At 73.6% G+C, this 14,608-nt stretch carries 14 protein-coding genes; 11 read left to right on the forward strand and 3 right to left on the reverse strand.

Annotation, left to right across the window (positions count from 1 at the left end):
* Position 1 precedes the first annotated feature (1 nt).
* Positions 2–679 carry an HAD family phosphatase gene (locus tag ANAE109_RS06175; protein ID WP_011985528.1) on the reverse strand — a complete coding sequence of 226 codons (678 nt, stop codon included), beginning with the start codon at positions 677–679 and terminating at the stop codon, positions 2–4.
* Positions 680–767: 88 nt separating this feature from the next.
* Positions 768–1,739 (reverse strand): NAD(P)-dependent oxidoreductase, encoded by a 972-nt coding sequence (locus ANAE109_RS06180; protein WP_041448907.1) that lies wholly within the window; start codon positions 1,737–1,739, stop codon positions 768–770.
* A 197-nt stretch (positions 1,740–1,936) separates the two neighbouring features.
* Here ANAE109_RS06180 and ANAE109_RS06185 point away from each other — a divergent pair, with 197 nt between their 5' ends.
* The 11 genes from ANAE109_RS06185 to ccoS all read left to right on the forward strand — a co-directional run bounded on the left by ANAE109_RS06185 (position 1,937) and on the right by ccoS (position 13,364).
* A complete protein-coding gene (locus ANAE109_RS06185) occupies positions 1,937–2,335 on the forward strand; it encodes a hypothetical protein (protein ID WP_234945253.1) in 399 nt (132 codons plus the stop codon).
* Positions 2,336–2,407: 72 nt separating this feature from the next.
* Complete coding sequence (locus tag ANAE109_RS06190) at positions 2,408–4,408, forward strand: molybdopterin oxidoreductase family protein (protein ID WP_011985531.1); 2,001 nt, start codon at positions 2,408–2,410, stop codon at positions 4,406–4,408.
* A gap of 259 nt (positions 4,409–4,667) precedes the next feature.
* A complete protein-coding gene (locus ANAE109_RS06195; RefSeq protein WP_011985532.1) occupies positions 4,668–6,101 on the forward strand; it encodes a cbb3-type cytochrome c oxidase subunit I in 1,434 nt (477 codons plus the stop codon).
* A gap of 8 nt (positions 6,102–6,109) precedes the next feature.
* The gene (locus ANAE109_RS06200) at positions 6,110–7,141 is read left to right on the forward strand and encodes a cbb3-type cytochrome c oxidase subunit II (protein ID WP_011985533.1); all 1,032 of its coding nucleotides are present in this window, start codon (positions 6,110–6,112) and stop codon (positions 7,139–7,141) included.
* 10 nt (positions 7,142–7,151) lie between these two features.
* Positions 7,152–7,466 (forward strand): cbb3-type cytochrome c oxidase N-terminal domain-containing protein, encoded by a 315-nt coding sequence (locus ANAE109_RS06205; RefSeq protein WP_011985534.1) that lies wholly within the window; start codon positions 7,152–7,154, stop codon positions 7,464–7,466.
* Positions 7,463–7,609, forward strand: a complete 147-nt coding sequence (locus ANAE109_RS24550; protein ID WP_011985535.1) for a hypothetical protein — start codon at positions 7,463–7,465, stop codon at positions 7,607–7,609. Before ANAE109_RS06205 ends, ANAE109_RS24550 begins: the two co-directional genes overlap by 4 nt.
* Positions 7,593–8,816 carry a 4Fe-4S dicluster domain-containing protein gene (locus ANAE109_RS06210; protein ID WP_011985536.1) on the forward strand — a complete coding sequence of 408 codons (1,224 nt, stop codon included), beginning with the start codon at positions 7,593–7,595 and terminating at the stop codon, positions 8,814–8,816. The genes ANAE109_RS24550 and ANAE109_RS06210 overlap by 17 nt, the downstream gene beginning before the upstream one ends.
* A complete protein-coding gene (locus ANAE109_RS06215; RefSeq protein ID WP_011985537.1) occupies positions 8,813–9,664 on the forward strand; it encodes a FixH family protein in 852 nt (283 codons plus the stop codon). The genes ANAE109_RS06210 and ANAE109_RS06215 overlap by 4 nt, the downstream gene beginning before the upstream one ends.
* Positions 9,661–10,323 carry a sulfite exporter TauE/SafE family protein gene (locus ANAE109_RS06220; protein WP_011985538.1) on the forward strand — a complete coding sequence of 221 codons (663 nt, stop codon included), beginning with the start codon at positions 9,661–9,663 and terminating at the stop codon, positions 10,321–10,323. The genes ANAE109_RS06215 and ANAE109_RS06220 overlap by 4 nt, the downstream gene beginning before the upstream one ends.
* A gap of 2 nt (positions 10,324–10,325) precedes the next feature.
* Positions 10,326–13,160, forward strand: coding sequence for a heavy metal translocating P-type ATPase (locus tag ANAE109_RS25720; protein ID WP_011985539.1), 2,835 nt, complete (start codon positions 10,326–10,328; stop codon positions 13,158–13,160).
* A gap of 9 nt (positions 13,161–13,169) precedes the next feature.
* On the forward strand, positions 13,170–13,364 hold the full coding sequence (gene ccoS, locus ANAE109_RS06230) for a cbb3-type cytochrome oxidase assembly protein CcoS (RefSeq protein WP_011985540.1): 195 nt from the start codon (positions 13,170–13,172) through the stop codon (positions 13,362–13,364).
* Between the two features lie 101 nt (positions 13,365–13,465).
* Here the strand turns inward: ccoS and ANAE109_RS23295 are convergent, their stop codons facing one another.
* Complete coding sequence (locus ANAE109_RS23295; protein WP_049768527.1) at positions 13,466–14,461, reverse strand: endonuclease/exonuclease/phosphatase family protein; 996 nt, start codon at positions 14,459–14,461, stop codon at positions 13,466–13,468.
* Positions 14,462–14,608: the final 147 nt, after the last annotated feature.

Here is a 14,608-nt window from a genome sequence, read left to right on the forward strand (position 1 = left end):
CTCACGTCTCCGTGGTCCTGAGGACGGGCCACTCGTACGCCCGGGCCACGCGGGCGAGCCGCGCGTCCGGGTTCACCGCGGCCGGATGGCCCACCACCGCGAGCATGGGGTAGTCGGAGAACGAGTCCGAGTAGGCGAAGCTCTTCTCGAGCGCGAGCCCCTCGCGCACGCAGTAGTCGCGGATCGCCAGCGCCTTGTGCGCCCCCTCGATGATGGGGGGGATCACCCGGCCCGTCGCGACGCCCTGCACGAAGCGCATGCGGTTCGCGATGAGGTCGTCGGCGCCGAGGTGCTCGGCCAGCCGCCGCACCGTGAAGTCGAGCGCGCCAGTCACCAGCACGACGCGGCACCCGGCGCGGCGGGTCTCGTCGACGAGGCGCGGCGTGCCCGGGTAGATGGCCGGCCTCAGCACGTCCTCGAAGAGCTCCTCCGCGAGGGTCTCGAGGCGGTCCTCGCTCTGTCCGGTGTAGTACCGGTAGAAGAGCTCGTTGAAGACCTTCCGGTTGACCTTGTCCGCGGCGGCGAAGAGCGGGACCGACAGCACCGTGCGCGCGGTCTGAAAGGCCGTGCCGAGGATCGACCCCTGGTTCATCGCGTAGAACGCGAACGCGTGCACGATGTTCGTGCGCACGAGCGTTCCGTCCACGTCGAAGAACGCGGCCCGCCCCGGTTCCGCCATAGGTCCCGCCTCTGTAGACCGCCACGGTGCGCCTTGGCAAGGCCGACGAGGGGTGGACCGATCGTTCCCCCGCGTCGCGGGTCTCCCCTCAGAGCCAGCCGCGCGCGCGATACCAGGCGACGGCGCGCGCGATCGACTCGGCGAGCGGCGTGGGCGCCTCGAAGCCGAGCCGCTCGCGCGCCTTGCCGGGATCGCACACCCACCCCGGCGCGAGCACCTGCGCCGCGAGCTTGCGGTTGAGCGGGAGGCGGCGCCCCGTGAGGTGGGTGACGAGCTCCGCGACGGCGGCGGCGCCACGGACGGCGAGCGGCGGCAAGTGCACCGCCCGGACCCGCGCGCCGAGCGCGCGGGCGGCCTCCAGCTGGATCGAGAGCGCGTCGGTGGTCTCCGGCGAGGCGAGGAAGAAGGCCTGGCCCACCGCCTCGGGTCGCTGCGCGAGCGCGACGAGCCCGCGCGCGCAGTCGTCCACGTCGATCCAGGAGAGCGGGCGTGGAGCGCCGCGGAACCCGATCGCCACGCCGGCGCGCGCGAGCCGGAAGAAGAACAGGTTCTCGCGGTCGCCCGGGCCCATGATGCGCGGCGGTCGCGCGACGCTCACGGGGAGTCGATCGGCGAACGAGAAGGCGATCCGCTCCGCCTCCGCCTTCGACGCGCCGTACGGCTCGATCGGCTCGAGCGGCTCGTCCTCCCGGCGCGGCGTCCGCGACGGGCCGGCCGCGGCGATCGAGCCAGCGAGCACGAACCGGCCGAGGCCGGGGGCCTCGGCGAGGCAAGCGTCGAGGGCGAGGCGGGTCGAGCCGGCATTCACTCGCAGGAACTCGGCCGGGTCGGTCGCGCGCCGGACGCCCGCCAGGTGGAACACGACCGCGCAACCTCGCACCGCCGCGCGGAGCGAGGCGGCGCTGGTCACGTCGCCGGAGACCACGTCGACGTGGGGCAGCGCCTCGAGCGCGGGCGCGGGGCCGCGGACCAGCGCCCGCACGCGGTCGCCGCGCGCGGACAGGTGGCGCACCAGCGCGGTCCCGAGGAACCCTGCCGCTCCGGTGACGAGGGCGCGCATGGCGGCGGACGGAAGCATGCAGGCAGGCCTCCGTCAACCCCTCCCACCGCAGGGCGCCCCCGGCGCGTGCGACCGTGCGGTGGGATCCCTTGTCCCTCTCGCATGGGAGTCCTTACCGTTTTTTACGAGGACGGGCCGGGTAGGCCCGTAGGGACGGGCCGGACGGCCCGGGGACCGAAGGGGGGAACGGGATGCGGATGGCGAAGGCACTGATGGTGGCGGCGACGCTGCTCGGCTTCGGCGCGGCGAGCGCGGACGAGGTCGTGGCCGTCGAGCGGGAGCACCGCAGCACCGCGGGCATCATCCTGAAGGACACGGTGGCCGGCGGGCTCGTCGGCTCGGCCGTCGCGGGCGGCGTGATCCTCTACAACATGGGGATCGACGGGAACGACGACTACAACTGGGAGCGGACGCTGGCGTGGGGCGCGGTCGCCGGCCTCGGCGCGGGCCTCCTGTTCGGCGTGATCGACGCCGCCTCGGGGCCGGACCACTACGCGGCCGCGCGCGCGCCGGTGCGCGACGGCTACTCGCTCACGATGAACCGGAAGGATCAGAGCAACAAGACGATGATGCCGCTCCTGTCGCGCCGGTTCTAGCGGCGGCGCGGGCGGCGGAAAGGGCGGGGTCGGCCAGGTGCCGGCTCCGCCCTTTTGCTATCTTCCCCCTCGATGACCGCGCTGCGCTCCGTCTGCCCCTTCGACTGTCCCGACGCCTGCGGCCTGCTCGTGGAGGTCGAGGATGGCCGGGCGGTGAAGGTGCGCGGGGACCCCGAGCACCCGTACAGCCAGGGCACCCTCTGCCCGAAGATGAACGCCTACGAGCGGAGCGTGGGATCGCCCGACCGGCTGCTCCACCCGCTCGTGCGGACCGGCGCGAAGGGGGCGGGCGCGTGGCGGCGCGCGAGCTGGGAGGAGGCGATCGCGCTCGTCGCCGACCGCTGGAGGCGGATCGTCCGCGAGGACGGGGCCGAGGCGATCCTGCCGTACTCGTACGCGGGGACGATGGGCGTGGTGCAGCGCAACGCGGGCCACGCCTTCTTCCACCGGCTCGGCGCGTCGCGGCTGGACCGGACGATCTGCTCACCGGCGAAGGGCGCGGGGTGGAGCCAGGTGATGGGGGCCACGCCGGGGCCGGATCCCGACGAGGCGCTCGACTCCGATCTCGTCGTCCTGTGGGGCATCCACGCCGTCGCGACCAACCTGCACTTCGTCCAGCGCGTGAAGGAGGCGCGGCGGCGAGGAGCGAAGGTGCTGCTCCTCGAGGTCTGGCCCAACGAGACGGCCGCGGTCGCGGACCGGACGATCCTGGTCCGGCCGGGGAGCGATGGCGCGCTCGCGCTCGGGCTCGTGCACGTGCTCGCGCGCGACGGGCTCGCCGACGAGGCGTTCCTCGCGGCCGAGACGATCGGGTGGCCGGAGCTGCGGGCGCGGGCGCTCGCCGAGTATCCGCCCGAGGTGGTGAGCCGGCTGACCGGCGTCGCGCCCGCCGACATCGAGGACCTCGCCCGCACGCTCGCGCGGGCGCGCGCCCCCTTCCTCCGGCTCGGCAGCGGGATGTCCCGCTACGCCAACGGCGCCATGACGGTCCGCTGCATCGTCGCGCTGGCGGCGGCGCTGGGCGCGTTCGGCAGGAAGGGCGGGGGCTGCTTCTGCGACGCGAGCTCCGCCCAGGCGTTCGACCTCTCCCCCATCACGCGCGAGGACCTGCAGCCCCGGCCGGCGCGCCTCGTGAACATGAACCAGCTCGGCCGCGCGCTGGCCGAGCTGCGGGATCCGCCCCTCCGCTCCATGATGGTCTACGCGGCGAACCCCGCGGCGGTGGCGCCGGACCAGAACGCGGTGCTCGCCGGCCTCGCCCGGGAGGACCTCTTCCTCGTGGTTCACGAGCGGTTCATGACCGACACCGCGCGTCTGGCGGACGTCGTGCTGCCCGCGACCTACTCGCTCGAGCACGCCGACCTGTACCGCTCCTACGGGCAGTACTGCGTGCAGCGGGTCCGGCCGGTGGTGCCGCCGCCCGGCGAGGCGAAGCCGAACTGGGAGGTGTTCCGCCTGCTCGCGGCGGCGATGGGCTTCGAGGAGCCGGTCTTCCGCCTGACCGAGGACGCGCTCATCGACGCCGTGGTCGAGCGGCTCGCGCCGGGGTGGCGCGACGGGGTGGAGCTGGGGCGGCTCTCCGCGGGGGAAGCGGTGAGGCTCCGGCCGCCCGCAGGTCCGCGCTGGCGCACGCGCTCGGGGAAGATCGAGCTCAGGAACGACGCCCTCGCCGAGCCGCTGCCGCGCCACCTGCCCACGCACGCGGAGCGCGGACCGCCGCTGCGGCTCGTGACCGCGCCCGCGCTCCACACGCTCAACTCCACCTTCATGGAGCGGCCGGAGCTCAGGGAGCGGAACGGGGGCATGTGCCTCCGCCTGTCTCCCGCCGAGGCGACGGCGCGCGGCCTCGCCGACGGCGCGCGCGTGGTCGCCTGGAACGAGCTCGGCGAGGCGACGTTCGCGCTGCGCGTGACGCCGGGCTTGCCGGACGGGGTCGCGGTCGCCGAGGGCGTCTGGTGGCTCGCGCACGCGCCGGGTGCGCGCAACGTGAACGCGCTCACCGCGCAGCGGCTCACCGACTCGGCGGGCGGATCGACGTTCTACGACAACCGGATCGACGTCCGGCCGGAGTAGAGCGGCCCGGACGTCCCCCGGAATCCGGCGCGTGCCGCACCCGTTCGACGCGGGTGTGTGCCCTGATCCCCGTCAGCCGTCCACCCCTCTGCGGTTTTTTACCGCGCCCATCGCCCCACGCGGGACTGAGTGGGTTTTCCAGAGGTTCTCGGTGGTTGCGCTGCCGAGGCCCCGCCCGAGGGGGGGCTGAACGAGCCACTACACTGCGCGGCGCTGGTCCTGTATTCTTGCGCGCGATCAACCCACAGGGGACGTGCAAATGAACGAGTATCGCTACGACCACCAGACGGTCCAGGGGTTCGTCCTCTCGGCCCTTTTCTGGGGCGTCGTGGGCATCGTGATCGGGCTGCTCATCTCGGTCCAGATGTGGCTGCCGGCGGCGAACTTCCCGCCCTACCTCACCTTCGGCCGGCTCCGCCCCGTGCACACGAACGGCCTCGCCTTCGGGCTCGGCGTCGGGGCGATCTTCGGGCTGAGCTACTGGATCGTGATGCGGCTGTGCCGGCGGCCGCTCCTGTTCCCGCGGCTCGCGCGGGTCCAGCTCTGGCTGTTCAACGCCGGCATCGCCCTCGCGGCGGTGACGCTCATGGCGGGCCACACCCAGTCGCTCGAGTACGCCGAGCTCGAGTGGCCGCTCGACCTCGCCATCGTCGTCCTGTGGGTGATGTTCGCGGTGAACGTCTTCGGGACGGTCCTGAAGCGGCGCGAGCAGCAGATGTACGTGTCGCTCTGGTACGTCATCGCGACCGTCATCGCCGTCGCCGTCCTCTACATCGTGAACAACCTCGCGCTGCCGGTGAGCCTCACGAAGAGCTACCCGGTGTTCGCGGGGGTGAACTCGGCGAACGTGCAGTGGTGGTACGGGCACAACGCGGTCGGGTTCGTGTTCACGACCCCGATCCTGGCGATGTTCTACTACTTCCTCCCCAAGGCGACCGGCCTGCCGATCTGGAGCCACCGCCTGTCGATCGTCGCCTTCTGGTCGCTCGTCTTCGCGTACCTGTGGACCGGCGCCCACCACCTCGTCTACACGCCGCTGCCGGACTGGATCCAGACGCTCGCCATCGTGTTCACGCTGTTCCTCATCGCGCCGAGCTGGGGCTCGGTGGTGAACGGCTACTACACGGTGGGCCAGGACTGGTCGAAGATGCGGACGAACTACCTGACCAAGTTCTTCGTCCTCGGGATCACGTTCTACGGCCTGCAGACGGTGCAGGGTCCGACGCAGGCGCTCCGCGTCGTCTCGCAGCTCATCCACTTCACCGACTGGACCCCGGGCCACGTGCACATGGGGACGATGGGCTGGGTGACGCTCGTCATCGCAGGCTCGGTCTACTACGTCATCCCCAAGATCTACGGGATCGAGCTCCACTCCGTGAGGCTCGCGAACGTGCACTTCTGGCTGGCGCTCGTCGGGCAGCTGATCTTCTCGATCACGATGTGGATCACCGGCATCCGGCAGGGCTGGATGTGGAAGGCCACCGACGCCGAGGGCAAGCTCGTCTACCGCAACTTCGTGGACACGGTGGCCGGGAACTATCCCTACTGGCACACGCGCACGCTCGGCGGGATCATCTTCACCGTCGGCATGGGCGTGTTCGTCTACAACGTCCTCATGACCATCCGTAAGGGCAGGGCCCTCGAGCGGCAGGCCGCGCCCGCGGCGCCGGCGGCCAGCGTCACGGCGGCGTAGGAGCGACCATGGCCGGAAAGATCTACTCGAAGCCGATCGTCTTCTCGGTCGCCGTCACGCTGACGGTGCTCGCGGGCTCGATCGCGATGATGGCGTATCCGATGTTCCGCTCCGACATGCACCCCAAGGTGGAGGGGCTCGTGCCGCTCACCGCGCTCGAGCTCGCCGGGCGCCACGTGTACCAGCGCGAGGGCTGCGTGAACTGCCACACGCAGACCGTCCGCCCGCTGCAGAGCGAGGTGGTCCGCTACAAGGGCAACCGCGCGGCGGAGCCGTCGGGCCGGTACTCGCTCGCCGGCGAGTTCGCCTACGACCACCCGTTCCTGTGGGGCTCGAAGCGCACCGGCCCGGACCTCGCCTTCGAGGGATGGCTGAAGAGCGCCGCCTGGCAGTACGCGCACTTCGAGAACCCGCAGGCGGTGGTGCCGAGGTCGAACATGCCGGCCTACGCGTTCCTGAAGGCCCGGTCCGTGGACGCCGAGGAGATGCGCGGCCACATGCGCGCGCTCCGCGGCCTCGGCGTGCCGTACACCGAGGCCGATCTCGCCGGCGCGGAGGAGCAGCTCCGGGGCAAGACGGAGATGGACGCCATCGTCGCGTACATGCTGTCGCTGGGGAAGGCGGTGGACCGCGGCGGGAAGGGCGGCGCCGAGATCGATCTCGAGGAGCAGAACCCCGTCGCGACCGACGTCGCCGCGATCGCCAAGGGCCGCCAGCTCTTCGACGCGCAGGGCTGCGGCGCCTGCCACGGCGACGAGGCGCAGGGCCAGGAGGGCGTCGCGCCGAGCCTCATCGACGACGAGTTCCTCGGCGCGAAGGGCGATCTGCCCGACGCGGCGTACTTCGGGATGATCAAGGGCGGCAGCGACGTGAAGCAGCAGCTCGGGCGGCCCGGGCTCGCGGACGGCGGCATGCAGCCGTTCGGGAGCGACCTGTCGGACGAGGACATCTGGTCGATCGTCGCCTGGCTCCGGAACCAGAAGGGCCACGAGGCCTCCGAGGGGCACCACGACGAGGCGGCGGAGCACGGGAACCGGTAGGGAGGGCGCCATGGCCGAACGGCAGCACATCGATGCGCAGCTCGAGGACGACCTCCACGCGTTCGAGTCTCCGGAGGAGACCGCGCACAAGCTCCCCGTGGGCTGGCTCGTCCTCTTCTTCGGGCTCATCGCCTGGGGCGTCTGGTACCTCTGGGCGTTCACCCCGAGTCTCGGGGGCTGGTCGCAGGCGAAGGAGCTCGAGGGCGGCGCCACGCCGATGAGCGTGAACGTGCTCGTCACGATCGCTTTCACCGCCATCCCGGCGACCGCGGCCGTCCTCCTCATCCTCGCGCAGCGGCGGAAGGGCAAGAAGCAGGCGCCATGAGCCCCCAGACCGCCTACTTCGTCTTCGGGCTCACGCTCACCCTCACGCTCGCCGCGATCGCGGTCTACTACTACGCGCGCAAGCGAAAGCACACGGTGGAGCGCGCCAAGTATCGGATGCTGGAGGATGACGACGAGCGGTAGCTTCCAGCGCTGGCGGAGGCTGGCCGGGGCAGCCCAGGGTCTCCTCTGGCTCGGGCTGCCCTTCGTGTACGTCGGGGGCGAGAGCGCGCTCCGCCTCGACGTGCCGGCCGGGCGGCTGCACGCGCTCGGCGCGTCGTTCGCGATCGACGAGGCGTTCGTGGTGCTCGCCGCGACGCTCCTCCTCACGGCGGCGTTCCTGCTCGTGACGCTGCTCTACGGACGCGTGTGGTGCGGGTGGTCTTGCCCGCAGACGGTGCTCGGGGATCTCACGCGGCTGGTGGAGCGCGCGCGCGGGAGGCGCGGGCGCTGGCGGCGGCCGGCGGGCTTCGCGGTGGTCGCGCTCGTCTCCGCCGTCGCGGCGGCCAGCCTGCTCTGGTACTTCGTCTCGCCGTACGAGTTCTTCCGTCGGCTCGCGGCGGGGACGCTCGGGCCGGTGCTCGGGGGGGGCTGGCTCGCGCTCGCGGCCGTGCTGTTCGCCGACCTGGCCTTCGTGCGCGAGACGTTCTGCGCCACGGTCTGCCCGTACGCGAAGCTGCAGGGGGTGCTCTTCGACCGGCACACGCTGGTCGTCGCGTACGATCGGCGCCGTGCGGCCGACTGCGTGGACTGCGGCGCCTGCGTGCGCGTGTGCCCCACGGGCATCGACATCCGGGCGGGCCCGCAGATGGAGTGCATCGCCTGCGCGGCCTGCGTGGACGCGTGCGCGCCCATCATGGCGAAGCTGCAGCGGGGACCGAACCTCGTCGGCTACTTCTTCGGCGAGCCCGGCACGCCGCGACGCCTCGCGCGCCCGGGCGTGCTCGCGCTCGCCGGCGCGACGGCCGCCGCGCTCGCGGTCCTGGTCGCGGTCGTGGCGGGGCGCGCCGTGGTGGACGTGAACGCGCTCGCCGAGCCGGCGTTCGCGCCGCGCCGCGCCTCCGACGGGCGAGTGGTGAACGCGTACAGCGTCGCGCTCGAGAACCACGGCCGCGCGCCGGTCACGGTGGGCCTCGCGCTGCGCGCCGGCGCGGCGCTCGTCGCCGTCCGGCCCGAGGTGGTGGAGCTCGGCGCGGGCGAGCGGCGTCAGGTCCGGCTCGTCGCCACGGCGCAGGGGCTCGACGCGCCGGGGCGGGTCGCTGGCGAGCTCGTGGCGGAGGTGCGCCGCGGCGACGACGTCCTCGAGCGCCGCGCGCAGGAGCTCTCGATGGTGGTCCCGGAGGACAGGTGAAGAGGCACGCGACGAAGGTGGCGTTCGCGGCGGTGGTCGCCGCCGGGCTGGGCGCGGTCGTCGGGACGATCTGGATCGGCTCCCAGGTGAAGGAGCAGACGATCGTCGCCGATCCGTACGAGGAGGGGCTCCGCTACGACGCCGAGCGGCACGCGCGCGCCGCCCTCGGCTGGGACGTGCGGCTGCCCCCGCCGCCCGCCGAGCCAGGGGACGTGGCGCTCGCGTTCGCGATCGCCGACGCGCAGGGCGGCCCCGTCGACGGCGCGGCCGTCGCGGTGAGCGTCGGCCGCCCGGACACGAGCCGGGGCGTCACCACCGTCGCCGCGCGGCCGGACGGCCGGGGGCGCTACGCCGCCGAGGTGGAGCTGCCCGCCGCGGGGCCGTGGCTCCTCCGGTTCGACGTACGTCGCGGCGAGGACCGCGTGCGCATCGAGAAGGTCGTGCAGGTGGCCGCGGCGAGCGCGGGCGCCGCGTCCGCGCGGGAGGCCGCCGCGCCGTGCGATCTCGGCCGGGGACCGTGCACGCGCCCGCTCGACGGCGGCGGTGAGCTGGTCGTGGAGCTCCTCCCGAGGCCGCTGCGCACGATGCGCGAGCTCGCCGTCACGGCGGAGCTGCGCGGCGCCGCGGCGCCGGAGGGCGCGGAGGTGAAGGTCTCCTTCGCCATGAAGGGGATGGACATGGGGGACAACACCGCCGCGCTCGCGCCGGTCGGCCCGAGCCGCTGGGCCGGGAAGGCGGTGCTGGTGCGCTGCCCGAGCGGCCGGAAGGACTGGACCGCGGCCGTGACCGTGGCGGCGCCGGGCGCCGCGCCGCGCACGGCGCGCTTCGAGCTCGCGGTGGCCGAGTGACGGACGCGGTCGCGATGGCCTTCGTGACGGGCCTGCTCGGAGGGTTCGGGCACTGCATCGGCATGTGCGGCCCGCTCGTCGGCTCGTTCGCGCTCGCGACCGGCGCCCTCGGCCCGCGCCGCTCGCTCGCGGGGCAGCTCGCCTATCACGGCGGGAGGATCACGACCTACGCCATGCTCGGCGCGGTGATGGGGCTCACCGGCTCCTTCGTGAACGTGGCCGGACGGCTCGCTGGCCTGCAGGACGTCGTCGCGGTGATCGCCGGCGCGCTCATGATCCTGCTCGGCCTGGGCGCCGCGGGCGTCTCGGGGGCGCTGACGCGGCTCGAGGCGCGCGCGTCCGCCCGCGTGGTGCGCTTCGTCCGAGGCGTCCTCTCCGGCGGCGGCCCCGGGCGGCTGTACCCGACCGGCCTCGCCCTCGGCCTGCTCCCCTGCGGCCTCTCCTGGACGATGTTCCTCGGCGCCGCCGGCACGGGGAGCCTGCCGGAGGGGCTCCTCCTCGCGCTCGCCTTCGGGCTCGGGACGGTCCCCGCGCTCCTCGTCGCCGGCGCGGCCGGGACGCTCGTCGGCGCCCGGGCCCGCGGCCTGCTCTACCGCGCGGGCGGGCTCCTCGTGGCCGTCCTCGGCGGCGTGTTCGTCGCGCGCGGGCTCCACCTCTGATCATGCCCGTCTGCGATCACTGCCTGCTCGAGTTCCCCGCGCGCGAGGCGGTCGAGGCGGAGATCGGCGGCGAGCCGCGCCTGTTCTGCTGCGCCGGCTGCCGCGGCGTGTTCGAGCTCGTGCACGGGGAGGGGCTCGGCGCCTACTACGAGACGCGGCGCTGGGACGGCCCGGGCGCGCCGGTGAAGCCCGACGCCTTCGGGCCTGACCTGTCCGCGTTCCGCGAGGCGGTGCGCCACGGCGAGGGGGGCGACGAGGTCGAGGTCTACGTCGACGGCATCCGCTGCGCCTCCTGCGTGTGGCTCAACGAGCGGCTCCTCTCGCGCACGCCCGGCGTCACCTTCGCGCGCGTGAACTACGCGACGCACCGGGCCCGGGTGCGCTGGGATCCCGCCCGCGCGGACCTCGAGACGGTGCTCGGCCGCATCCGCTCCGCGGGCTACGCGCCGAAGCCGTGGTCCGACAGCGAGCAGGCCGCGGCGCGCCGGGCGGAGGAGAAGGACCTCCTCGTCCGGCTGGGGACCGCTGGGTTCCTGGCCTCGCAGCTCATGATCTACCAGGCGGCGCTCTACGCCGGGTACTTCCAGGGGATCGACGCGGGGACGCGCCGGCTCATGGAGTGGATCTCGCTCGGCCTCACGCTGCCGGTCTTCTTCTACGCGGGGGCGTCCTTCCTCCGCGCGACGGCGAGCGGGCTGCGGCACCTGCGCTTCAACATGGACTCGCTCGTCGTGTTCGGGTCCGGCGCGGCGCTCGCCTACTCCGTCTACCAGATGTCCCGAGGCGGCGAGGTGTACTTCGACACCGCGGCCATGATCCCGACGCTCGTCCTCGTCGGGCGCTTCGTCGAGGCGGGCGCGAAGGGGCGGGCCTCGGAGGCGGTGGCGCGGCTCGCCCGCCTCGCGCCGCGCGAGGCGCGCAGGCTCGAGCGTCGCGGCGACGGGCGCGAGGAGCCGCGCAGCGTGCCGGTCGCGGAGCTGCGAGCCGGAGATCGCGTCTCGATCGTGCCGGGCGAGCGCGTCCCCGTCGACGGCTCGGTCCTCGACGGCACCTCCGACGTGGACGAGTCGCTCGTCACGGGGGAGTCGCGGCCGGTCGCGAAGGGGGCGGGCGCGTCGGTCATCGGGGGGACCGTGAACGGCACCGGCTCGCTCGTCGTGGAGGTGACGCGGACCGGGAAGGACACCGTCCTCGCGGGCATCGTCCGCGCCGTCGAGGAGGCCCAGACCGCGAAGCCGCGCATCCAGGCGGTCGCGGACCGGGTGGTGGGAGTCTTCGTGCCGGCCATGCTCGTCCTGGCGGCGGCGACGCTCGCCTACTGGCTGGCGCGCGGCGCGCCCCTGGACCGGGCGATCATGACCGGCATCTCGGTGGTGGTGATCGCCTGCCCCTGCGCGCTCGGGCTCGCCACGCCGATCGCGGTGATCGTCTCCACCGGGCTCGCGACGCAGCGGGGACTCCTCGTGAAGGGCGGCGACGTGGTCGAGCGCGCCGGGCGCGCCACGGACGTGCTGCTCGACAAGACCGGCACCGTCACGCGAGGGCGGCCGGTCCTGCGAGAGGTGGCCGTGCTCGACGCGGCGCTCGCGTCGGAGGACGCGCTGGCGCTCGCGGCGGCGGTGGAGTCGCGGAGCGAGCACCACGTGGGCCGCGCCATCGCCGAGGCCGCCCGGGCGCTGCCCGAGGCGGCCGCCGTGGAGGTGGAGGGGTTCCGGGCGGTGCCGGGGAGGGGAGTGGTCGCGACGGTCCGAGCGACCCCGACCCCGACCCCGACCGCGACCCCGACCGCGACGCCGACCCCGACCCCGACCCCGACCCCGACCCCGACCCCGACCCCGACCCCGACCCCGACCTCGACCTCGACCCCGACCCCGACCCCGACCCCGACCCCGACCGCGACGCCGACCCCGACCCCGACCCCGACCCCGACCCCGACCCCGACCCCGACCCCGACCCCGACCCCGACCCCGACCTCGACCTCGACCTCGACCTCGACCCCGACCCCGACCCCGACCCCGACCTCGACCCCGACCTCGACCCCGACCTCGACCTCGACCTCGACCTCGACCTCGACCTCGACCGCGACCTCGACCTCGACCCCGACCTCGACCTCGACCTCGACCTCGACCGCGACCTCGACCTCGACCTCGCGAGCGGTTCTCATCGGCAACCGCGCCCTCCTCGCGGATCACGGGATCGCCCTGCCGCCGGACGCCGACGCCGCCGGCCGCGCGATCGAGGCGCGCGGCGAGACGGTCGCGTTCCTCGCGATCGACGGCGCGCCCGCCGCGCTCTTCGCGATCGCGGACGTGGTGCGCGACGAGGCGCCGGAGGCGATCGCGCGCCTGCGCGCGCTCGGGCTCCGCGTCGCCATCGTGAGCGGCGACACGCGGGTGACGACCGAGGCCGTGGCGGAGGGGCTCGGCGTCGAGTCCGTCGCAGAGGCCAGCCCCGTGGAGAAGCGCGCGGTCGTGGCGCGGCTCCAGGCGGAGGGTCGCCGCGTGCTCTTCGCCGGCGATGGGATCAACGACGCCCCGGCGCTCACGCAGGCCGACGTGGGCGCGGCGATGGGGCGCGGGACCGACGTGACGATGGAGAGCGCCGACGCGGTGCTGGTCCGCGACGACCTCCGGCTCGTCCCCGATCTCGTCCGGCTCTCGCGCCGGACCTACGCCGTCATCCGGCAGAACGTCTTCTGGGCGTTCTTCTACAACGTGGTGGCGATCCCGCTCGCGATGGCCGGCGTCCTCCACCCCATCGTGGCGGCCGGCGCGATGGCGGCGAGCTCCTTGTTCGTGGTGCTGAACTCGGTGCGCCTGCGCGGGGCGCTGGGCTAGAGGATCGGCGTGTCGATCGGCTTCCTCATCGTCCTCTCGCTCGCCCTCGGCCTCGCCGCGTGGCTCTTCTTCATGTGGACGGTGAAGAGCGGCCAGTACGACGATCCGGAGGGCCCGAAGTACCGGATGCTGGACGACGACGAGGGCGAGGCGCCCCCCGCCGGCAAGCGCGCTCCGGACCGCAAGCCGCCGCGCCCGCGGTGAACGATCTCGGCGGGCACGGACGCGCGCGCTCGCTGCAGGTCCGCCGCCGGCGAGTCGGGTACGATCTCGGGGAGACGTCGTGGGCGACGGCTCGGGCGGCTTCAATCGTGGCCGGCTGCGACGCTCGAGCGAGCGGCGCCGGCCTTCGGCGCGAGCTCCACGAACACGGGCCTGTGGTCGGAGCCCCCGGAGTCGTCGAGGGTTCCTGCCCGCACCGCGACGAAGTGGTCCGAGAAGAACAGATGATCGATCCGGACGAGGGGTACGGTGGGGACCGGGCCGAACGGTGATCGGACGAGCGCGGGATACGTGAAGCCGAACCCGAGTCCACGCTGCGCGTGTGCGTTCGCGAGCGCGCTCGACACCCGCTCGTACAGCTGCGACCGATCGGGCGCGTTGAAGTCTCCCCCCAGGATCACCGGCCCGTCCTCTCGCAGCACGTCCTCGTCCACGAGCGCGGAGATCTGCGTGTAGCGGTGGCGCCATCCGCCGCTCCGCGGCGGGTGGACGTTGAAGACGGTGACGCGAGCCCCCGGCGCGCACAGCACCACCTTCTGGACGTTCCCCTTGCGCGCGAGGCTGGCGGCCGGCTCGATCGCGTACCGGCTCACGATCGCCTGCTCGAGGTCGGGGTCGTAGACGAGGTGGAGCGGCGCGCCGGCGTAGAGCCCGCTCGCCGCTTCGGTGAACCGGCTCAGGACGTCCCCCCGGATCTCCTGGAGGAGGAGGACGTCCGGCCGGTACCGCAGGACCACGCTCGCGATCCTCGTCGCGTCCAGGTTCGTCGCCCACGTGTTGTAGCTCATGACCCTCAGCGCGATCGCCCCGTGGGCCGGCGCGGAGGGACGTGGACGGAACAGGTGAGCTTGAAGCGACACGATCGTCGCAGCGGAGGCGCCCAGGACGGCGGCGAGCGCCCACCGGCGTCTCAGGCACGCCCACGCTGCACCGGGCACGAGCCCGAGGAGCAGCCAGGGCATGAGGTAGCCGGTGTAACGCGTGACGTGGAGCTCGTCGCCTGCCCACGGACGCAGGACGACTCCGGCGAGGACGGTCGAGCCGAACAGCCACCAGGTCGCGGCGAGCACGCGGGGCATCGCGACGAGATTATCCACGGCGTGGAGCGGCAGGCCCCAAGCGCTCAGGAGCGGGGCATGGCTCCCGGCGCATGTACGGGCCCGGCGGCGCTGCGACTCGCCCCCTCCTCGGGATACCACCGGACACCCGGAGGGCGGCTGTCCCGA

Source organism: Anaeromyxobacter sp. Fw109-5, assembly GCF_000017505.1.
In the GTDB taxonomy this organism is placed as follows: domain Bacteria; phylum Myxococcota; class Myxococcia; order Myxococcales; family Anaeromyxobacteraceae; genus Anaeromyxobacter.

Bases quoted from the DNA above. Each gene is read 5' to 3' on its own strand.
- ANAE109_RS06175 (WP_011985528.1), bottom strand. From the start codon at position 679: ATGGCGGAACCGGGGCGGGCCGCGTTCTTCGACGTGGACGGAACGCTC.
- ANAE109_RS06180 (WP_041448907.1), bottom strand. From the start codon at position 1,739: ATGCGCGCCCTCGTCACCGGAGCGGCAGGGTTCCTCGGGACCGCGCTG.
- ANAE109_RS06185 (WP_234945253.1), top strand. From the start codon at position 1,937: ATGGCGAAGGCACTGATGGTGGCGGCGACGCTGCTCGGCTTCGGCGCG.
- ANAE109_RS06190 (WP_011985531.1), top strand. From the start codon at position 2,408: ATGACCGCGCTGCGCTCCGTCTGCCCCTTCGACTGTCCCGACGCCTGC.
- ANAE109_RS06195 (WP_011985532.1), top strand. From the start codon at position 4,668: ATGAACGAGTATCGCTACGACCACCAGACGGTCCAGGGGTTCGTCCTC.
- ANAE109_RS06200 (WP_011985533.1), top strand. From the start codon at position 6,110: ATGGCCGGAAAGATCTACTCGAAGCCGATCGTCTTCTCGGTCGCCGTC.
- ANAE109_RS06205 (WP_011985534.1), top strand. From the start codon at position 7,152: ATGGCCGAACGGCAGCACATCGATGCGCAGCTCGAGGACGACCTCCAC.
- ANAE109_RS24550 (WP_011985535.1), top strand. From the start codon at position 7,463: ATGAGCCCCCAGACCGCCTACTTCGTCTTCGGGCTCACGCTCACCCTC.
- ANAE109_RS06210 (WP_011985536.1), top strand. From the start codon at position 7,593: ATGACGACGAGCGGTAGCTTCCAGCGCTGGCGGAGGCTGGCCGGGGCA.
- ANAE109_RS25720 (WP_011985539.1), top strand. From the start codon at position 10,326: ATGCCCGTCTGCGATCACTGCCTGCTCGAGTTCCCCGCGCGCGAGGCG.
- ANAE109_RS23295 (WP_049768527.1), bottom strand. From the start codon at position 14,461: ATGCCCCGCGTGCTCGCCGCGACCTGGTGGCTGTTCGGCTCGACCGTC.